The following is a 20806-nucleotide window of genomic DNA, read 5'->3' as shown; positions in this document are numbered from 1 at the left end:
TTTAACCCTCAATTTCAATGTTTTTTAAAAGAATTAACTTCTGTGGTAACTAGGTGTTTTTATCTACTTTTTTAACAACGAAAAACCCGTCATTTCCTTGACTTTGGTAAAGTGGCATAAAAATATATGCGTTCCATTCGCTATAGACTGGTTTGCCATTTTGGTGGGCTAAGAGTTCTCCTTTTTCTATGGGTTGAAAATTACTGTAGCCAGGCTCCATTTTAAAATCATCGTCATCCTTTATGCCATGCCGATATTCTATTTCAAAAGTTTTTCGATGTTTTCGTTTTTCTTCTAGCATTTTGGCCGTTTTAGGGTAGCTTTTCAGTGCATTCAAGTCTAGATTGCAAGCATAATGCAAAGCCAACCAAATCATTCCTTCGTGGTTTTGTTCTGAAATTTTGCTATCGTGTTGCCCGCCTTCAAAAACAAAACCTGTAATTCCTATTCTACTTTCGTAATGATCTATACAGCCCAAAACAATATCTGAAAAACCGCGTATAATATGGGTTGGGAAATTATGCGCCCATAAATCATTATCATGTACTTTTTGAACCGATATATACGGCTCACTTGCCGAGGATGTGGTATGGCAGTCTAAAAAATAACGTTTGGTGAAATCGGTTTCGGGATATTGCTCCAAAATAGCAATGATTTCAAACATTTCTTTTTTTTCGTGCGAATCTTTTTTACCAGAAGCAATATTATCCTTTGTCCAGGTTCGGTTTAAATCTTCATCAATAAAACGAACATCTCTTTTTAAAGCTTCTTTGTTACCTGAAACGCCAATCATTTTCCCGTTTATTATCGGTTTTTCAGCCTGAAGCACTTTAAAAACTTTTTGCAAGGCAATAACTCCGCTTGGTTCATTACCGTGAACTCCTGCAGAAATAAAAAGCAAAGGACCATTTTTTCCGCTGTCGTATTCTCCTATTATTCTTGATATGTTCTTCAAAACTCATGTGATTTTAATATAGTTACCAGTTTGACTCGTGCATTTAGAATATTTTAAATGCTACTCCATGGTGGCTAAGGCTCTATTGCTTAGACTATTTTTGTAATACTTTCGGTATTCCACCTTACGTTCTAAGGCTTTAATTACAGTATTGGTAAAGGTGGGTAGGCCAATGTCTTGACAATAATCAAGCCCCCCTGGACTCAATACATTTATTTCTATAAGCTTATCATTCACAATATCCAAGCCTACAAAAAAGAGTCCGTCGCGGATAAGTTTGGGCGCGGTTAACGAAACGATATGTTCCATTTCTGGCGTGAGTTTTGCCTTTTTTGCCTTTGCGCCCAAGGCCAGATTACTGCGAAACTCATCTTTTTCAGTATTCACCCGTCGTATCACTGCTTGTTGGCCGTTTTCTTCTAAAACTTTACCATTCATTAAAATAACGCGTACATCGCCTTTACTAACCTCGGGCAGAAATTCCTGGGCAATAATGTAGCCTTTGGCAATGATGGTTTCTATAATTTGGTTGAGATTTTTCTCATCTTTATCAATAAGATAAACATCTTGTCCGCCGCTACCTTCCAATGGCTTTAGAACCATTTTTTTTCCATTCTCTTTCCAGAATTTCATCAAGTCTTTCTTGTTTCTGGTAATTAGGCTGTTGGGTTTTATTTCTGCTGGCAATTCTTCAAAATATAACTTATCAATAAATGCGTGGCTCATGGCAAAAGCATCGTTCAGCACCAATACCCCAGTCTGTTGAATCATACGGGCAAAAGCAATACCGCTGTGTTCAGCCCAATGCCGGTCTGATGTTTCTTCGGTTGGGTTATTCCGAAGAAAGAGAATATCCATTTTTGAACTTTCTATAGGCTTGGCTTTTATTTTATCGTCTTGAACTTGTTCCCAGAATTCAGCTACGGTTTCGCCTTTTACGGAAGCTGGAATTTTTTTGCAGCGCAAACTGATGTCCTCATCCCGATGAAAGATAAAATCGCCAACGCTCATTACATAAACATCATGGCCGCGTTGGTGTGCTTTCCATAGCATAACGACAGTTGTTCCACAGGTTTCCGTTTTAATATCACTTATTACAAAACATATTTTCATTATCGTGGTCTATTTTTAAGGAAACCAGAAAGCCCAATGCTCCGTTTTTCCTTTGTTATGTATTTTTATTGGGCAATTATTTATACCATTTTAGAAAGGGCTATTCCTTGTCTTACTTTGGTTATTCGTTCTTTAAAACCAGCATCATTTAAGTATCTGGGTTTTATTACTGGCGACTTCAGCAAGCCGCGCTGGGTTAAATCCTTAATCATTGGGGCGTGTTTTAAAGCGAACTTACCTGCTAGTAAGAATTCTAAATTGCCGCCGTCCATTAAATACTCACGCAGCTCAATAAGGCCTTTTAAGTAAATAATATCTTTTAAAAATCCGCCGCCCTGAAATATGCGCGATGTAATATTGAAAGCTGGCTCTCTTGAAAAACCATGCGTGGTATGCAGTAGGTTAAAAACCTCCTTAAATCCGGCGCCATTTAAAAGCGCTTCCCCAGCAATAACACGACCAGCTAAGGTGCGTAGTCTGTTTTTGGTAAGACCGCCAATTAAATATTCTGAAAGTACTGCAATACCTTCCTGCAGCGAGTCATAGTCTGCCAAGCCTTGTGACAACTGACTTAGCGGTTGCTGACTTCCGTTGTAATAGGTAAGTGCGTGGGTGCCAACCTCATGTTGTATAAGCGCATTAGCTTCGCTTTTGGTAAGGGTGTAATCTGCCGGCAGATAAAGTTCGCCCTTTGAGACCATCATTACGTTTACGTCTTCCCGAATATGAACCCTGCACGTGTAGTCTGAAGATTGGGTTCTGAAATAGTCAAATTCATTTTCGGCCATTTTTCCAAATGTCTTGGCGTCCAGCGGCTTTACTTTTTCCTGTTTGGCGTCTTCGGAAATATTCTGAAGAATCAACTCTGCTTCCGATACAATTTTTTTTTCCAGACCTTGATACAGCCTTACACTTCGGTAGAAAAAGTTACTACTGCCGCGCTCCTTGAGCATGGTTAACTGCTGGTCGATCTCTTCGCGTTTTTCATCGAAAAGAAATGAAATAGCGGGATCGTCAATTTCATCAATGCGTAAATCATAAAGTTTTCGTTTCAGAATGTCAGGGTCTATGGGCAAAAGACGGTAGTGGAAGGGGTTTAGCTTTTCATAATTCGTTTTAAAAAAACATTCGCGCATGGATTGAATATTCACTGGCGCAACGAGTAGCAAAAACTGGTAACTGCTTTCTATTTCGGTTAGGGCACGATCAATATTATATACTTCTTCATGAATTTCTCGTTTTCCCAATGCGGCAAAGCTTTGTATGTCTGAAGAAGTTTGCACTCTAATAAATTCAAAAACTGCTTTGTGGATTGCGCTTGCAAAACCATCTCTAAATCGTTTAAAATAAAGCGGGTATAAGTTTCCCTTTTTGTTTCTATAAACCGGTGGCACCTCCAAGCCAATTAGCGTTCCGCCACATTCCTTTATTTCCGCAATACTGCAAAAAGCTTGATTGTCATCGCCCTGGCGCTGCTTGGTTTGCTCTATTTTTGCCGTAAGCATTTGGCCACCGTATCTTTTACTCTCTACTTTGTCAAGCTCTTCCTTTAGCACCTCTAGTGAAACGGGAAGCTTGTGGGCGGGTCCTCTAATTACAAATTCGGTACTGCCAGAATCGCCGCTGTATATTTCCATTAATATGAATGAGCCAAATCGCGCACTCATTTTTTCGGTAAGTTGTTTTACAAATTTTTTAAAGTATTCAAAATTATCCTTACCGATTATTAAATAGGAAGCACCCGTTCGCGCCAATCTGATTGTTGCCTCGTCATTGGGAATGTTGCGGTAAATTATTAAAAACGGCACATCGTGTTCCAAAAATAAATACCCATCGTGGGGAAGCTCTTTTACGGTCCTTTCACCAGGTTTTAGGTCGTCTAAGCGTATTTCTTGTTTTGAAGTGGCGGCAGCCTTCATGATTTGTTCTTTTAATTTCTTGACTTTAAGGTTGATACATTTGAAGTTAAGGAAAATAGCGTATGACCATTAATGGTTTAAAGTTTATTTAACAGCAAATTATGGGTTCATTAAACCTTGGATAGCTGTTTGTGGACTATTTATGAATTCTTTTAAATGGCGATGTTGTTCAATAATATGTATTTTTGCAATTCAATTGAAAACTTATGGACTACAACTCAAAAATGCTGCGTGATGATGCGCTTAAAGGAAAATCAATAGTTATAACAGGTGGCGGAAGCGGTTTGGGAAAAGCCATGACCACTTATTTCTTGGAATTAGGTGCCAATGTGGTTATAACATCTCGAAATATAGATAAGTTACAAACAGTAAAAAAAGAACTCGAAGACGCAACGGGTGGCAACGTATTGCCAGTACAATGTGACGTGCGAAATTATGACGAAGTTGAAGCACTTGTTGAAGCTTCTGTAAAGGAATTTGGCACTATTGATGTTCTTTTAAACAACGCAGCAGGAAACTTTATTTCACCTACAGAAAGGCTTTCTGCAAATGCGTTCGACACGATAATAGATATTGTTTTAAAAGGAACTAAAAACTGTACACTTGCTTTTGGTAAGCATTGGATTGATAAAAAGGAAGCCGATAAAACTGTTTTAAACATTGTTACAACCTATGCCTTTACAGGTTCTGCCTATGTTGTGCCAAGTGCTACGGCAAAAGCTGGCGTATTGGCATTAACACGTTCGTTGGCGGTAGAATGGGCAAAATATGGCATCCGCTTTAACGCTATTGCACCGGGGCCTTTCCCAACAAAAGGAGCTTGGGACCGATTGCTGCCGGGCGATTTAAAAGAAAAATTTGATCCTGCGAAAAAAGTTCCCGTAAAACGTGTGGGCGAACACCAAGAGCTTGCCAACCTTGCAGCTTATTTGGTTTCAGACTTTTCAGCATACATAAACGGAGAAGTAGTAGTTATGGATGGAGGCGAATGGTTAAAAGGTGCTGGGCAGATGAATCAGTTAGAGGAAGTGCCACAGCAAATGTGGGATATGTTGGAAGCAATGATTCGTCAGAAAAAGTCGAAATAGAAAATCTTCTTTGGACAAAAGCTGCTTCTTGAAATATTCTAAAATGTTTTCAGAGTTCTGTTCTTAGAGTTTAGGGTTCTATAGCGTTGCGGTTTAGTTAGCGTTTCAAGTTTCAGATCTTCTGTTATGGGGCTCTGTTAACAAAAATGATTTTCTATCTACATAATTAATCGTACTTTTAACTGCTAAAATACCAAGCAAATTAATGGGTAAAATAATTGCAATTGCAAATCAAAAAGGCGGTGTGGGCAAAACCACGACCTCAGTAAACTTAGCGGCATCATTGGGTGTTCTTGAAAAAAAGGTTCTGCTTATAGATGCAGATCCGCAGGCCAATGCAACCTCTGGTCTGGGTATTGATGTAGAAAGTGTTGAATTGGGTACCTATCAATTATTGGAGCATAGCGCCACGGCAAAGAAGGCTGTAGTCGCTACTAATTCACCCAATTTAGATTTAATTCCATCGCATATAGATTTGGTTGCGATAGAAATTGAATTGGTTGATGTGGAAAATAGAGAATATATGCTTAAAAAGGCTATTGAAGGCCTTAAAGCAGATTATGATTATATTCTTATTGACTGTGCGCCATCCTTAGGTTTACTCACCTTAAATGCCCTAACCGCTGCAGATTCGGTAATAATCCCTATTCAATGCGAATATTTTGCCTTGGAAGGTCTTGGAAAACTATTGAACACCATTAAAAGTGTTCAGAAAATCCATAATGTTAATCTAGATATTGAAGGCTTACTGCTTACGATGTTTGATCAACGGTTGCGACTTTCAAACCAAGTGGTAGATGAAGTAAAGAAGCATTTTGACGAAATGGTTTTTGAAACAATCATTATGCGAAATGTGCGTTTAAGTGAAGCACCCAGTTATGGGGAAAGCATAATTAGTTATGATGCTTCCAGTAAAGGAGCCGATAACTATTTGAGCTTGGCTCATGAATTAATTAAGAAAAACGAAAACGATTAAATGGCGAAAGCGACCAAAAAACAAGCATTAGGCCGCGGACTTTCAGCATTGTTGAAAGATCCCTCCAATGATATTACCTCGGTTACAGATAAAAATGCCGATCAGGTGGTTGGCAACATTGTGGAATTGGATTTAGGCAGTATTGAAGTAAATCCGTTTCAGCCACGAACGAGTTTTAATGAAGACTCGCTTCGCGAATTGGCTTCATCTATTAAAGAACTTGGCGTAATTCAACCCATTACCGTTAGAAAGCTAGACTTTGATAAATATCAACTAGTTAGTGGGGAACGACGTTTTAGAGCTTCAAAACTGGTAGGTCTAAAAACCATTCCTGCCTATATTCGTATTGCAAACGATCAGGAGTCTCTAGAAATGGCTTTGGTTGAAAACATCCAAAGACAGGATTTAGATCCTATTGAAATTGCACTTTCGTACCAAAGGCTAATTGAAGAAATTAGCGTAACGCAAGAAGAACTTAGCGATAGGGTAGGGAAGAACCGCTCTACCATTGCAAACTATTTGCGCTTGTTAAAATTAGACCCAATTATCCAAACGGGAATGCGTGATGGATTTATAAGTATGGGTCACGGCCGAGCCTTGATAAATGTAGATGATCTTAGTGACCAACTTGATATTTACGAAAAAGTGTTAGGAGATAATCTTTCCGTTCGCGATACCGAAGCTTTGGTTCGAAATTTTAAGAATCCAAACCAAAAAGCAGCGCCGCAAAAAGTGAGTGCCCCTCCCTTTGCTAAAAAAGCCAAAAAAGAACTTACAGATGTTTTCGAGACTGCTGTAAACGTAAAGGTTTCAAAGTCGGGTAAAGGTCAGCTTATCGTTCCTTTTAAAAATCAAGAAGACTTCGAACGTATTTTGAAGCTGATAAAAAGTGAAAAATAATCTTCTCTATATTTTTTTTTTAATCTTCGCCACATCAATGTTCGCGCAGACTCCTGATTCACTAAAGGTGAAAAAGGAAAAAAGGGCTATTGTGGTGAGCGATTCTATTTTGCCCAAAGATTTATATAACCCCTTGGCACCTGCAAAAGCGGCATTTTACTCTGCTGTTTTACCAGGGCTCGGGCAGGCTTATAATAAACGGTACTGGAAAATTCCTATTATTTATGCAGGAATGGCAGCAGGAATTTATTTTTATAAACAACAAGATGACGACTACGAACGCTTCCGAAATGCTTATAAAAGAAGACTTGCTGGTTATACCGATGATGAGTTTCAAGGTATTTCAAACGACCGTTTGATAAACGCTCAAAAATCGGCACAGAAAAACAAGAGCATTAGCATTATTGTAACGGCTGCGTTCTATCTGCTAAATATAATTGATGCTAATGTAGATGCACATTTACAACAATATGAAGTAAGTGACGACCTTTCGCTGCAACCCAATTTTAACGTTAACCAGTTTAACGCTCAACCCCAATATGGAATGTCTTTAACTTATAAGTTTAAGTAGTGGGTAGTTCGTAGAAGAAAGAAAAGAATAAGGATGAAAGAAGTAAGAATTATGATACAGGAAACCGGACACGTAGAAGATTCTTTTCTTTTTTCGGTTCATTTTAGAAAAAATCAACTTTGCGCCTTTATGTTTTTGAAATAGAATTTATGAAAATAGCACTTCTCGGTTACGGAAAAATGGGAAAGACCATTGAAAAATTGGCTTTAGAAAAAGGGCATTCAGTGGTTTATAAAAGCAGTCAGGAATCTTCTGAAGGAAACCTTGAAACAGCCGATGTCGTCATTGAGTTTTCGGCTCCCGAGGCTGCGGTAAACAATATTTCAGAAGCTATAGAAGCTGGAATACCAGTGGTTTCTGGTACTACAGGATGGTTAGATGGATATGATGAAATGGTAAAGTTATGTGAAAACCGTAACGGAAGTTTTATTTATGCGTCAAACTTTAGTGTGGGTGTCAATTTGTTTTTTAGCATTAATGAATACGCTGCTAAATTAATGGCACCGTGGAAGGAATACGATGTTTCGGTTAAAGAAATACATCATCTTGAAAAAAAGGATGCTCCCAGCGGCACCGCAATTACGATTGCTGAGAGTATTTTAAGGCATAACCCGAAAGAAGAATGGAAGTTAGATGCTCCAGACCTTTCCGCAGAGGATAAAGAAGATACTTTAATCATTACAGCAAAAAGAGAAGAAGACGTAAAGGGTACCCATCTTGTATCGTACAATTCTCAAATAGATAGCCTTGTTTTAAAGCACCAAGCCCATTCTAGAGCTGGTTTTGCAAAAGGCGCCATTTTAGCTGCAGAATGGTTAATAGGGAAAAAAGGAGTTTTTACAATGAAAGATGTTTTGGGAATTGACACTTGATAGCTATTTAAGTCAGTGCCAAGAAGGAAAACAAATAGTATAGAGAACAAACAAATAATAAAGAGTAAACAATGAGTTGGACAGGTTGGTTTATCGTTTTTTTAATAGTTCAGTTAATCCATTTTGCCGGTACTTGGAAGTTATATAAAGCTGCCGGAAGAAAAGGATGGGAAGCGGCTGTACCCGTTTATAACGCCGTGGTTTTAATGAAGATTATCAATAGGCCTTGGTGGTGGACAATTTTATTGTTTATACCCATTGTTAACTTAATTATGTTTCCCGTAATCTGGGTAGAAACCCTGCGCAGTTTTGGTAGGAATTCTACAACAGATACGCTTTTGGTAATCCTAACGCTTGGACTGTATATCTATTACGTTAACTATACGCAAAAACTCGAATATGTAGAAGAAAGGAGTTTAAAACCGCGCACGTCAACGGGAGAGTGGGTGAGTTCTATTTTGTTTGCGGTTGTTGCCGCCACAATTGTCCACACTTATGTAATGCAGCCGTTTACGATTCCAACTTCTTCTTTAGAGAAAACCTTATTGGTGGGCGATTTTCTATTTGTAAGCAAGTTTCATTACGGAGCGCGAACGCCTATGACGCCTATTGCGTTCCCAATGGTACACGACACTATTCCGGTGATTCGCAAAAAATCATATCTAACAAAGCCCCATATACCTTATTTTAGATTACCAGGGTTTCAGGATATTAAGCGCAATGATATTGTGGTGTTTAATTGGCCGGTAGATACGGTAAATGCGTTTCAACAATACGGCGATGGAAAATACTATTACAAGCCAATAGATAAAAAATCTAATTATGTGAAGCGTGCAGTGGGTATGCCCGGTGACTCTTTGGAGGTTCGGGATGGCTATGTGTATATAAACGGGAAGCAAAACGATTTACCGGATCGTGCAAAAGTTCAGTTTTCGTATGAAGTAAAGGTAAATGGACAGCTAAACCCAGAAATGCTTCACAATCGCTATAACATTACCGATCGTTATGGCTTTGGCAATAATACGTATCGATTTTCGGCTATTTCAGAAGAGTCTATGAATATGTTAAGAAACAACCCCAATGTAGTTGAGGTTACACGTCTTGGCAATGAGAAAGGGCAGTGGGATCAAAATATATTTCCGAATAGTCAGAAATATGCTTGGAACAACGACTTTTTTGGGCCAATATATATTCCGAAGAAAGGCGAAACAGTTTCCATTACCCCTGAAACAATACCTTTTTATAAACGCATTATCGAGGTTTATGAAGGAAGTGAAATGGGCCGTACAAACCAAATAACACAATCCGGCACTGAAGTGCTATTAAATAGAATACCGATTACCGAATACACCTTTAAAATGGATTACTATTGGATGATGGGAGACAACCGAAACAATAGTGAAGATGCCCGTACTTGGGGTTTTGTTCCTTTTAATCACGTAGTGGGAAAACCCGTATTTGTATGGATGAGCTGGGACGGTGTTAATGGTAAAGTACGTTGGGATCGCGTGTTTACGACCGTTGGCGGTAGTGGAAAACCAGTGTCATACCTCATGTATTTTATTATTGCGGTAATTGGTTGGTTCGCTTTCGATTTCTGGAGAAAACGAAAGAAAGGCGCTAAAAAGTAAACTTTAAGCGACTCCCTATAATAGGTGCTATAATTAGTGCAATACAGATACACTAAGCAATGCTTTAATAGTATTTGATATTCTGACCATAACAGTGCGTAATCAAAAAATTGAAACCCCAGACATGAGTTTAAACTTATGTCTGGGGTTTTGAGTTTTAAAGGCGATAGTCAGGGCTTAAAAATTAATTGAAAACCTAAACTGTTTTTAGTTTTAATATGGGCGAGGAATGGTTTTAAATTTCGGCCCGAGAAAAACTTGAAATTATGTTCAATAGGTTTTATTGGGTTTGCTTCGGAAAAAGACTTATCGATTAGCTCAAAGTAAATCTCTAAATAGGAATAAGCGTTGAGGTAGCTGTTTAAAAATGACATCACACACTTTTAAGTCTTAAAAAGTGAATATGGCATTGCTGGTGAAAAGGTTTATAGGGGATTGGTTCTCTTATATTTCAGGACTTTAATAGACGCGTTAAAATATAGCGCGAAGCGCATTGAGAAGGTGGGGTATGAGAAAGCGCAATGGAATTTACGGTGCAAGTAAGAACAAAAAAACCGAATATTCAAACTTATGAATATCCGGTTTTGGGGATAAAAATTAAATTTTATTCAACAACAATAAATTCAGATCTTCTATTTTTCTGATGATCGGCCTCTGAACAAGTAATGCCGTTACTACAATTGTTTACCAGTTCCGTTTCGCCAAGACCTTGAGCATTTAGTCTGTTGCGGTCAATTCCTTTTGAAACAAGGTAGTTTAGCGTTGAGGTTGCCCGTCTTTGCGAAAGTGCTTTGTTATATGCGTCATTACCGCGGCTATCGGTATGCGAACGAATATTTAGTTTTAATTCCGGGTATTCCTTAAGCGCAGCAAAAACCTTTTCTAATTCTACTTGAGCGTCTGAACGGACGTTAGACTTGTCAAAGTCGAAGTAAATCATCGGGATGTTTAACACTTTAGCGAGGTCCATTCCTGATGTAATTGCTACTTTATTTTGTTGAAGCTGGAAGTCTATTTGCTGTTTTTCTAGATTTGCTTTTGAAACTTTTCCATCGGTATCGTACCCTTCTTTTTCAGCTTTTAGAAAATACGCATTAAATTTATTAGTCTCTACTTCGTAAAACCCGTCCTCATCTGTTTTAAGCTGGGCATACGTTTCTCCCGAAACGTCAGATAGGGTAATTTTAGCCTCAGCCAAGGGCTCATTGGTTTGCTTATCTGTTACATAGCCATTAATCACGGCTTGAAATACATCAACAATAGGCTCGGTTTCTATAAACGAATAAATATTATCATTTACAAATGACCCTTCTGTTTCAGCACGATTAGAACTTATAAATCCTCTTTTGGTAGCATCATCTATTCCGAAAGCAAAATCGTCTGCATAGGTGTTAACTGGGGCGCCAATATTGAGTAGCTGTCCGTAGTTTTCGGCTTCAATTTTCACATAAAATACATCTAAACCTCCCAAGCCAAAATGACCATCTGAAGAAAAATAGAGTTCATTTTTATCAGAAACGAAAGGAAAGGTTTCTTTCCCTGAGGTATTAATTTCTGGACCCAAATTTACAGGAGAACCAATAGTGCCATCGGTTTCAATTGTTGCTACATATAAATCTGAAGCTCCAAGACCGCCCGGGCGATCTGAAGAAAAGTACAATTTGGTTTCATCAGGACTTAACGCAGGGTGCGCCGAAGAATATAGGTCGCTATTAAAATGAAGCTCTTCTGGTTTTTGCCATTGATCGTCTTCTTTTTTAACCCTATATATTTTTAAGTTTTGGTTGTTCTTTTTGTTTTTATACGTCAGGTTGTTGCGGGTTAGGTAAATGGTGTTGCCATCTTTAGTAAATACAGGTGTAGATTCGTGAAACCTACTGCTAAGTTTACCTTTTAACTTACTAGGTTTTCCAGTGGCAATATTTTCTTGGTTTAGTTCAATTTCATATAAGGAGAGGAAGCTCAATCCGTCCCAAGCACTTTTGGAGTTGATTACAGATTTTTTATCGTTAGTAGTGGCATAAATCAACTTATCACCCACTTTTGTATGGCCAAAGGAAATCTTTTCGTCATCATAAATAGCGTCTATGGGGCGTATTTGGTACCTTCCTGAATTCTGCTCTACTAAGGATAGGTAATCCATTGCTTTTTTTGCATTTGGGTCGGTTCCGGTTGTTGTTACATATGTATTGTAAAGTTCTTTTGCTTTTGAATGCTCACCGGTAGCTTTTAAAGCTTGTGAATAACGCAGTAAAAGATTTTGTTTTTGATTGGGGTTTAGTTCAAATAAGCTGCCATACCATTTAGCTGCCTCGTTATATTTTGCATTAAAATAGTAGGTGTTTGCTAGTTTGGCAAAGAGTTCTTCAGATTCATATCCTTTTTCGGCTACAGCTAGATAAATTTTTTGGGCATCTACATAATCTAAATGTTCGTATTTCTCTCCCGCCTTATTTAACTTTCTTTTTTGAGCGTTCGCTGAAAAAAAGAACCCTAATAAGAATATAGAAAATAAGGGTATAGTAAAGTTGTTTTTCATCTGTCGATAATTTTATTTTTAATAAGACTTTTTTTCTTCGTTTATATTAGAAGAAACGCGGATTCACTTTTGCCTTTAGTCTTGTACCCAATTCAAATCGTAAAAATATTTCGTGGGAGCCGTCGTTGTATCTTCCCAGTGGCGTAGTGTCATAATCATACGCATAGCCAATCATGATGTTCTCGTTTACCTGAAAACCTGCCAAGCCACTTACTGCGGCATCAAACCTATAGGCCAATCCAAAAGTTACGCGTTCATAAAGCAAGGCATTTGCCGAGACATCAAGTGCCAAGGGTGCGCCAACTACGGCTTTTGCCATGACCGCTGGTTTTAGTTTTAAGTTTGGATTCATAGTAAACACATACCCTCCTGTAAAGTATACGTGTGTTTTCTCGGTGGCTGTAGAAACTTGTACATCGTCATAATGATCGGTTTCTAATAAGTTTGGAGATGAAAGGCCTAAATACCATTTATTGGTGTGCAAAAATAAGCCAGCTCCAATAACAGGTGAGCTATAATTGTTTTGAGTTAGGTCATAATCATTAGGATCGTAGATTAGGAGTTTATTTGGATCTACATCTAATAATGACATCCCTCCTTTAATTCCAAAGGAAAGCTTTGTGCTGTGCGTTACATTAATGGTATATGAAAAATCTGCAGTAATGATGCTTTCGGTAGCAGGTCCTATTTTATCGCTTGTAAACCCAAGCCCTAGGCCAACACCTTGAACTCCTACTGGTGAGTGCGCTGTAAAATTTAGTGTTTCTGGAGCACCATCAAGCCCCACCCATTGGTTTCTGTAAACGCCAAGCATACTTAAAGAACCGCGGTTACCGGCATAGGCAGGGTTTACGCTAACGGTATTATACATATACTGGGTAAACTGCGAGTTTTGCTGTGCCTGAACTTGATGGACTACAGAAAACATACTTCCCAAGAGTATAAAAACAAATATTTTAGATAATTTAATGTTCATAGAATTTTGTCTTATTAGTTTCCACTTAGGTATAAAAACCCAGCTTGTTTGTGGCGATTGTTTTCTGATGGGTTTCCGTATTGGTAATCCAAAATGTAATAATAGGTTCCTGTTGGCAGTTGCTTAGCCTCATCAACCGTTAGTCTTCCAGTTGAAAAGCCATCAAACACATCGCCGTCTAATCCGTAATTGTCGGTTTCAAATACTTTTACACCCCAACGGTTATATACCTCTACATTTAAGTTCCGCGCACATTCGTTATTTGAAGTATCGATAAGGAAGTAATCGTTTTTACCATCGCCATTGGGAGTAACAGCTGTATAAACCACAATGTTACACGGAAGTACAAGGTCTGATTTAACACGGCCGAAGGTAAATACACCATAGCCGTTTACTGCTGTGGTAACGGTTTTATTTTCAAGATCGATGGCACCTCCTTCATCAACCCACATATTGGTATCTTCATTCCAACGTACAATGGTTAGGGCGTCTTGTTCAGCGGCATCAATCATAGATTGTGGCGTGGTTACATCGCGCCAAGAAAGGGTGATTAGCATATCTTCATTAGCAGAAGACTCCTTGGTTATGGTCCAATATTCTTGGTTGTCTATTTCTTCAAGTATTCCAGCTCTTAACTTGTGAGGATACATAGCGTTGGTGTTTTCAAAATAGAATTTTGCTTCAAATAAAGCCGATTCATTTTCTGGGGCTGAAATACCGGCAAAACGATAATAACCACCATCCCCAATAGGAAATGTAAATTCATTTTCTCCTACTTTATTTACATACCCATCTACGTGGCTGTAGTCTGAAGTGTTTATATGGTAAGCTTCTGTGTTAAAGGTGATTTCACCTCCAAAATTATCATTGTCCAGTATGCCGCTGTACAAATCTGCTTCTCCACTAATATTTATACTTCCTGAAACTTCAAAAGGCACTGTATTACTCGTGTTGTTAAAGTAAGTATCGTAAAGGTAGCTTACTTTTGTACCGCTAATGGATTGGTTAGACCTTCCTATAAATCGTGTTAGCCCAGTATTTTGATAGAAATCTACAATACCATCATTATTAAAATGGCTGTAAATAAATGCATCGCCATCGTTAAAAAATGAGCCCGAAACAAGGTTATCAAAACGCTCCACGGTGGAAAACTGAGTACCTTCGCTAACGTAAAGCATACCTTGATTGCTGGTTTGGGCCGTCATACCAATAGAGAGTAGGAGGAAAGCACTTATATATAATAGTTTGTTTTTCATAATTCGATTTTTAATCAACTTTTTGATAGATCATTGGGTTTGTAATCAAGTCACCATCAGAGCATAAACGATCAACCCCAAAGAGTTGAATTGGTGGGAATACGGAAGCCTGAACCAATGTTTTAATTCCTATGCTTATTCTGTCATATTTAAGACCTGGTCTAAAGTTTAACATTACCGTTTCATTATTATTTAGCAGGTTTAGAATGTTTACTCCATTTATGATTCCGTTTTGAAAGTCGAATTCAGCAACTTCAGTATTACCCAAATATGCTTTGATTTCCAATCCGCCTAACAGGTCTAAATTTACACCTCCACCTTGAGTTTTGAATTTGATTACTGCAACATCATATTCATTCGATACGGAATTGAAAAAGATCCACTGCTTTGTTGAAGCTCCTATCCCTAATGTACCGTTACTAATTTCGGAATAGTTCGTAGAGTTTTCATTGATAGCATAAGTTCCATTTGTTACGCCTGCACCGCCAAGATCGTTAACGCTTAGGCTTAGGCCTTCGTGTTCATAAGAAGTTGCAAAAGCGCCAAAGCAAGGATCAGTTACTAAATCTGTACACATGCCATAGACATTCATGGTATTGGGTTGAGAGAGTAGCCCTAAAGCGCTATTGGTAGCATCAGTAATTTTAACAGATTTATAATCCTGTGTAGGTGTTACAGCTATATAATACCTACCAGCGGCATCTTGTACTACTCGAATAGCATCGTCGCCACCAGCAGAGGCTTGATTACTACTTGCTGAATTAATAACACCTCCATTTTCGTCCTTAACCTCTACAATAAAGAAGTGGTCTCCTAAAACTAAGCCATCCAACAATCCAGAAACGATGTTTCCAAGACTTCCACCTACTAAGCCTTCTAAAATAGTTTCTTCAAAATCTATGCGGATATATGAAGTAGTTCCTGCAGATACTGGTTGGTCATAACCCATTTCTACATAGCCTTCAAATTTATTTCCAAATCCAAAAAGGAGGCCAGCTCCTGATTTTAAAGTAGCATAGCTGTCAAAATCATCGTCAAATAAATTTTGAACATCGTCTGCATTCTTAGAAGCTATTAATGTTGCAGAACAAGATGGTTCTTCAAAAGGAAATGGCGTACTGGTTAAAGGGCAGGTTGCTCCGTATCGGCTTACATCATAAACTCGTAAGGGTTCGGAATTTACGTTTAAACCAACAAGTGATTCAATCCCGATGTCCACTCTGTCAAAAGTACCCGTAGGTTCAAAGTCAAGAGTAACACTTCCCCCAGAATTAAATAAGGCTAATAAGTCGATATTATTTAGCAAGCCATCCTGAAGGTTATAATCTGGTCCTACTTGGGTTGTTCCATTAAAAAACTTAATTTTATACGTTCCTAATAAATCTAGAGATAGGGCAGAAGACGGTTCTATAGCCAATCTAATTTGTACGTGATCTTCTGTTTGAGAAGGTTGGGCAAAGTAAACAGACTGATAAACACTTGCGGCTACACCGGCTATTCCTAAATTAATTTTTGAATAATCTGAAGAGTTTTCACTAATAGCTTTATAAGGGTAGGTTACACCAGCTTCGGAAAGGTCTCCTAGAGAAAGTCCGATTCCAGTTCCTGTATAGGAAGTGAAGTTAGCTTCAAAACAAGGGTCGGTTCCGGTTTCTACACACGCATTATAAACGTGTAATGTACTTTGTTTCCCTGTAGGTAGAACAGCTGAAACATGATTAGTAATTTGAATACTGTTATAATCAGAATTTGGTTTAATAGCCAAGTAATACCTGCCTATATTATCTTCTACTATAATAACTCTACCATTAGGACCGCCATTAGATCCCCCAAAGAAGTTTTGACTCGATTCATCAAGCACTTCATTGTCGTTGGCATCAAAAGCTTGAACTTGTATATACTGGTTTCCAAGAAGCAAACCATCCCCTAAATCAGAGACTAACTTTCCTAAACTACCGCCTAGTAAACGGTCTAAAACGTCTTCATCATAATCAATGCGTACATAAGTAGTTTCATCAGCACTTATAGCGCCTAGATCCATTTTTACAAATCCGGCAGAGGGGCCGCTAACTAATAAGTTTCCTGAATCGGCGTGTAAGGTTGTATAAGTTTCATTATTGCCATCGACTGCATTGTGTGGAAAATCTACATTTTCAAAATCGACCAAATCAGTAGCACAAGACGAAGCTTCAAAGGGGTCTTGTGTGGGGGTAGGAGCTTCTGCGATTTCAGGATTAATACAGGTTCCAATTCCATCAAAGCGTTGGACGTCGTAGATTCTAACACCATTACCTAAAAGATTTACGCCTATTACTGAATTCAGTTTCACTTCTGCACGAGAAAATGCTTTTCCAGGAGCAAAAGTTAATGTTGCGGGAGCACCTGTTCCTAGTAAATTTAAAACATCGGTGTTATTTAGTAAACTACTTTGTAAGGCTTGATTGTAAACTTCTTGACCGTTAGCATCATAAAGTATAACTTGTATAGACCCTAATAAATCTGTATTGATAACCCCACCAGAGCCTAAGGCGAGTTTAATATTTAAAGTGCTTGTTTCTGTAGATTCTGACTCAAAATTGAAGTTTTGAGCCATAGAGCCTGTTACTTCGATACCTAATAAAGCACCTGACTTTACTAGAGAATAAGTGTCTGTGTCATTATCGATAGCATTTTCTAAATTTTGATTGTTAAAGTCAAGCAATTCAACATTAAGTCCTGAATCTTCATAATACGTATAAAGTGGTGCTCCGCAAGAAGGAGCGTTATTGATATGAAAAGCATCATAAACATTGAGCTCTAATCCACCACCAAGTGAAATTCCTAAAAGATTACTTTGTGAACGAAGCTTTAGACGCACGCCTGTGTAAGCTTCACTTGAAGTTACAGCTAAATATAGTTGACCATCTTCATCTCTTGCCATCGTACTATGTACATTTGAAGGAGACACCATAGTATTTCCATCATACACTTCAGAAATTATTATATTTTCATCCAATAAGCCTAATAACCCTCCAACTGTTTCTAATAGGTCAAGATTAAATCCTGTAGCAGTTGGCTCATCTATCTTTATATAAGTTGTTGTGTTTGCGTTTAGCTGATTGGCATAATTCATTTGTAGCCAAGCTTCACCAGAAAAATCAACAAGAAGAATGCTGATATTTTTTGCAATCATTGTAGCATGCGTAGATTCATTGCCATCCACAGCATTATCCGGATTTTCAACATTTGCAACTGAGGTTCCATTTGTAGGATTGTAACCTCCACTTATGCCACCTAAAACAATAGTCGCTCTATTCCTCCCATTTTCTTGACTGCTTGCGTACTCTTTCGTTTGCGCCCAAGTTTCTGATTGAGAGGATAGGACGAATACCCCAAGGAATAGCATGAGCTTGGTTAAGAATCCTGAATTTTTAAATATAGTATGGTTAAATTTCATGCTGTTTTGTTATAAGTTAATGGGGTATGAAACTTGGTGTTTTGTTATAGGAATAAAATTTAAACCTGACAATTGCTTGTTAAGCATCGAGTTTCCGAAGCTTTCAAAAAGGATTTTAAAATAGGAGGGAAGAAATGTGCCGACTATTTTTAAGATGTATTTTTTGGGCATCGGTTTGTTTTATTCTGTTTAAATACTAATTATACTGGTATAATGTATTAAAAGATCAAGGTGTGATTAATCCGGACACTTAATTGCTCAAGTGTCCGGAAAATATTATTAATCTTTAATTACAAACACTATATTCATATATGATGTTGGAGACGCATTGCTAATGATATCATACGTTAGCACGCCATTAGCATCTATAGATAGATTCGCAAACACATCTTGATCATAGTAGGTTACATAATAGTGTAAGTCTGCAGCATCAAATACTTGAATTGCTGCTGGGGCACCTGTGCTTCCTACCAATCCACCAGTGTAAGTTCGTGACGACCCAGCAGCACCATGAGCAACATCAAACTCTTGGCCAGTAAATTGCTTTTGGTAATCGTCGTGTAAGTTTCTCTGTAATCCTGTTCCAGTCTGGATGGTTTCAAAGATCACCGCAGGCATATAAAAGAATTTTGGTGTATTTGGATTTACGAGATCACTTACGTTTTTCCAAGAAAGTTGGGCTACGTTACTACCAGTTGCGCCATTTGTTGTTAACACCTGGTCCTCACTTCCTCGTACATCTGGGAAACGATAAGACTCATTATTTGGGTGATGAAAAGACATTCCACGATCAGCATCAATTCTAGTAAAAACTGATTGTTTTCCTGCAGTTTTAGCTAATATATCTATGGTTTTACCAAGTCCCTGAATAGATAATTCGTTTTTAGCAAGACCACCTCCATATATAGATGCAAGTGCCAGATAAGGTGAACCGTTACTATCTTGTGGAGCAGTAACCTCCATTGCAGCGCCTGCTGATGGAGATTTTACTTGGCCTCCTAAACCATATTGGTGGTTTAAGAAGTAGGAGCCCGTTGTCATATTAGTAACACCATCTACATAACCATCTTTAAACGTTGCATCGGAAGAAAACAGGATATTACCATAAATATTTCCTCCTTGTCCATCTGATCCAAAATCGACATTGGTTCTAAATCCATTGTAAACACCTTGACTATTCACATTTTCCGCAAAAACATCTCCTTTCACTTCCAGTTGCTTATCAGAAATTGCATCCGTATCATCAAACCCAATAGCTACTTTACCTTCTTGGTAAATGTCTTGGGTATTGTCTGTTGCGTCGTCTGTTGTATTTTGAATTTTCCAAGGTTCTTTAACTAGGTCATCAATGTTTTGGTAAGTTATGTTTCCTTGGTCATCTGCTACGCCAATACGTCCGTCATCGCCAGTACCTGCATCTAGTTTTGGAGCGGTTACTGCGCCATCTTCAATTTTAACAGTAGTGATGCCACCATCAGTTACTTCAATATTAGTATCTAGTAAAGTTGTTCCCACACCATTATTTACGGTAATAGAAGTGTCTCCAGCTGTTAAATCTTTAGGATCTACAACGCCATCTTGTCCTGCTGGCCCTTGCTCACCTTGTATTCCTTGTGGTCCTATTGGTCCTGCTGGTCCTTCTGGTCCTGTTGGTCCAGCTACCCCAGTTTCACCTTGTGGCCCTGTTTCTCCTTGTGGCCCTACTGGTCCAGCTACTCCTTGCTCACCTTGAGGACCTGTTGCTCCATCTTGACCATCAGCACCGATTAATGAATCTAGGAAGTCTTGTTCTGATCCTGTGTTTCCTGCATCTAACCATTCCTGGTAAGCAGATTTTCCATCAGCGCCATCAGAACCATCTTGTCCGGCAGCACCATCAGCTCCAATTAATGAATTTAAGAAATCTTGTTCCGTTCCTGTGTTTCCAGCAGCAATCCACTCTTCATAAGCAGACGCTCCGTCAGCACCGATTAATGAATCTAGGAAGTCTTGTTCTGATCCTGTGTTTCCAGCATCTAACCATTCCTGGTAAGCAGACTTCCCATCAGCACCATCAGCTCCAATTAATGAATTTAAGAAATCTTGTTCCGTTCCTGTGTTTCCAGCATCTAACCATTCCTGGTAAGCAGACTTCCCATCAGTACCATCAGCACCATCTTGTCCGGCAGCACCATCAGCACCTTGTAAAGAGGCTAGCCATTCTGTTTCTGTTCCTACAAATCCATTATCTACAGCAACATCGAATGCAGATTTTCCGTCTTGACCTTGCGCTTTTACGCCAGTGTCAACACCATCTATCCACCAGTTTCCGTTGGTTCCAATTTCAGGGGTTGCTCCGTCTTCACCGTTTTGTCCTCCTGCTTGTACGCCTGTGTCAATGCCATCAATATACCAGTTTCCGTTTTCGATTGTTATAACAGAGCCATCAGCACCATCTTGTCCGGCAGCTCCATCAGCACCTTGTAAAGAGGCTAGCCATTCTGTTTCTGTTCCTACAAATCCATTATCTACAGCAATATCGAATGCAGATTTTCCGTCTTCACCTTGCGCTTTTACGCCAGTGTCAACACCATC

14 protein-coding genes are annotated in these 20806 nt (G+C 38.7%); 6 read left to right on the top strand and 8 right to left on the bottom strand.

Annotated elements, in window-relative coordinates:
* Positions 1-49 precede the first annotated feature (49 nt).
* The 3 genes from QPK98_RS05855 to QPK98_RS05845 all read right to left on the bottom strand — a co-directional run bounded on the left by QPK98_RS05855 (position 50) and on the right by QPK98_RS05845 (position 3987).
* Positions 50-955, bottom strand: coding sequence for a succinylglutamate desuccinylase/aspartoacylase domain-containing protein (locus QPK98_RS05855; protein ID WP_310992141.1), 906 nt, complete (start codon positions 953-955; stop codon positions 50-52).
* A 60-nt stretch (positions 956-1015) separates the two neighbouring features.
* Positions 1016-2068: a glutathione synthetase gene (locus tag QPK98_RS05850; protein ID WP_310992140.1), complete on the bottom strand. Its 1053-nt coding sequence runs from the start codon at positions 2066-2068 to the stop codon at positions 1016-1018.
* Between the two features lie 80 nt (positions 2069-2148).
* A complete protein-coding gene (locus QPK98_RS05845; RefSeq protein ID WP_310992138.1) occupies positions 2149-3987 on the bottom strand; it encodes a peptidase MATCAP family protein in 1839 nt (612 codons plus the stop codon).
* Between the two features lie 206 nt (positions 3988-4193).
* Between QPK98_RS05845 and QPK98_RS05840 the strand changes: the two genes are divergently transcribed.
* The 6 genes from QPK98_RS05840 (at position 4194) to lepB (ending at position 10025) form a co-directional block, all read left to right on the top strand.
* Complete coding sequence (locus QPK98_RS05840) at positions 4194-5075, top strand: SDR family oxidoreductase (RefSeq protein WP_310992136.1); 882 nt, start codon at positions 4194-4196, stop codon at positions 5073-5075.
* Positions 5076-5280: 205 nt separating this feature from the next.
* Positions 5281-6051, top strand: coding sequence for a ParA family protein (locus QPK98_RS05835; protein ID WP_310992135.1), 771 nt, complete (start codon positions 5281-5283; stop codon positions 6049-6051).
* Positions 6052-6951 carry a ParB/RepB/Spo0J family partition protein gene (locus tag QPK98_RS05830; RefSeq protein ID WP_310992133.1) on the top strand — a complete coding sequence of 300 codons (900 nt, stop codon included), beginning with the start codon at positions 6052-6054 and terminating at the stop codon, positions 6949-6951.
* Positions 6941-7522 (top strand): DUF5683 domain-containing protein, encoded by a 582-nt coding sequence (locus QPK98_RS05825; protein ID WP_310992132.1) that lies wholly within the window; start codon positions 6941-6943, stop codon positions 7520-7522. The genes QPK98_RS05830 and QPK98_RS05825 overlap by 11 nt, the downstream gene beginning before the upstream one ends.
* A 149-nt stretch (positions 7523-7671) precedes the next feature.
* Positions 7672-8394, top strand: coding sequence for a 4-hydroxy-tetrahydrodipicolinate reductase (gene dapB, locus QPK98_RS05820; RefSeq protein WP_310992131.1), 723 nt, complete (start codon positions 7672-7674; stop codon positions 8392-8394).
* Positions 8395-8465: 71 nt separating this feature from the next.
* Entirely contained in the window at positions 8466-10025 is a 1560-nt protein-coding gene (gene lepB, locus QPK98_RS05815) for a signal peptidase I (RefSeq protein WP_310992129.1), read from the top strand.
* A 604-nt stretch (positions 10026-10629) separates the two neighbouring features.
* On the opposite strand, the gene QPK98_RS05810 is transcribed toward lepB, so the two are convergent.
* The 5 genes from QPK98_RS05810 to QPK98_RS05790 all read right to left on the bottom strand — a co-directional run bounded on the left by QPK98_RS05810 (position 10630) and on the right by QPK98_RS05790 (position 20530).
* Positions 10630-12564 carry an OmpA family protein gene (locus tag QPK98_RS05810; RefSeq protein WP_310992128.1) on the bottom strand — a complete coding sequence of 645 codons (1935 nt, stop codon included), beginning with the start codon at positions 12562-12564 and terminating at the stop codon, positions 10630-10632.
* Between the two features lie 46 nt (positions 12565-12610).
* Positions 12611-13540 carry a PorP/SprF family type IX secretion system membrane protein gene (locus tag QPK98_RS05805; protein WP_310992127.1) on the bottom strand — a complete coding sequence of 310 codons (930 nt, stop codon included), beginning with the start codon at positions 13538-13540 and terminating at the stop codon, positions 12611-12613.
* 14 nt (positions 13541-13554) lie between these two features.
* The gene (locus QPK98_RS05800) at positions 13555-14796 is read right to left on the bottom strand and encodes a T9SS type B sorting domain-containing protein (protein ID WP_310992125.1); all 1242 of its coding nucleotides are present in this window, start codon (positions 14794-14796) and stop codon (positions 13555-13557) included.
* Positions 14797-14806: 10 nt separating this feature from the next.
* The gene (locus tag QPK98_RS05795; protein ID WP_310992124.1) at positions 14807-18232 is read right to left on the bottom strand and encodes a hypothetical protein; all 3426 of its coding nucleotides are present in this window, start codon (positions 18230-18232) and stop codon (positions 14807-14809) included.
* A gap of 279 nt (positions 18233-18511) precedes the next feature.
* On the bottom strand, positions 18512-20530 hold the full coding sequence (locus QPK98_RS05790; RefSeq protein ID WP_310992435.1) for a collagen-like domain-containing protein: 2019 nt from the start codon (positions 20528-20530) through the stop codon (positions 18512-18514).
* Positions 20531-20806 lie beyond the last annotated feature (276 nt).

Source organism: Aequorivita marina (genome assembly GCF_031631895.2).
Taxonomy (GTDB): domain Bacteria; phylum Bacteroidota; class Bacteroidia; order Flavobacteriales; family Flavobacteriaceae; genus Aequorivita; species Aequorivita marina.
Note: the sequence above shows the minus strand (reverse complement) of the source record. Positions and strands in the feature narration are given on the sequence as shown.

Excerpts from the sequence above, each read along its gene's own strand:
- QPK98_RS05850 (WP_310992140.1), bottom strand. The coding sequence starts at position 2,068 with ATGAAAATATGTTTTGTAATAAGTGATATTAAAACGGAAACCTGTGGA.
- QPK98_RS05845 (WP_310992138.1), bottom strand. The coding sequence starts at position 3,987 with ATGAAGGCTGCCGCCACTTCAAAACAAGAAATACGCTTAGACGACCTA.
- QPK98_RS05840 (WP_310992136.1), top strand. The coding sequence starts at position 4,194 with ATGGACTACAACTCAAAAATGCTGCGTGATGATGCGCTTAAAGGAAAA.
- QPK98_RS05835 (WP_310992135.1), top strand. The coding sequence starts at position 5,281 with ATGGGTAAAATAATTGCAATTGCAAATCAAAAAGGCGGTGTGGGCAAA.
- QPK98_RS05830 (WP_310992133.1), top strand. The coding sequence starts at position 6,052 with ATGGCGAAAGCGACCAAAAAACAAGCATTAGGCCGCGGACTTTCAGCA.
- dapB (WP_310992131.1), top strand. The coding sequence starts at position 7,672 with ATGAAAATAGCACTTCTCGGTTACGGAAAAATGGGAAAGACCATTGAA.
- lepB (WP_310992129.1), top strand. The coding sequence starts at position 8,466 with ATGAGTTGGACAGGTTGGTTTATCGTTTTTTTAATAGTTCAGTTAATC.
- QPK98_RS05810 (WP_310992128.1), bottom strand. The coding sequence starts at position 12,564 with ATGAAAAACAACTTTACTATACCCTTATTTTCTATATTCTTATTAGGG.
- QPK98_RS05805 (WP_310992127.1), bottom strand. The coding sequence starts at position 13,540 with ATGAACATTAAATTATCTAAAATATTTGTTTTTATACTCTTGGGAAGT.
- QPK98_RS05800 (WP_310992125.1), bottom strand. The coding sequence starts at position 14,796 with ATGAAAAACAAACTATTATATATAAGTGCTTTCCTCCTACTCTCTATT.
- QPK98_RS05795 (WP_310992124.1), bottom strand. The coding sequence starts at position 18,232 with ATGAAATTTAACCATACTATATTTAAAAATTCAGGATTCTTAACCAAG.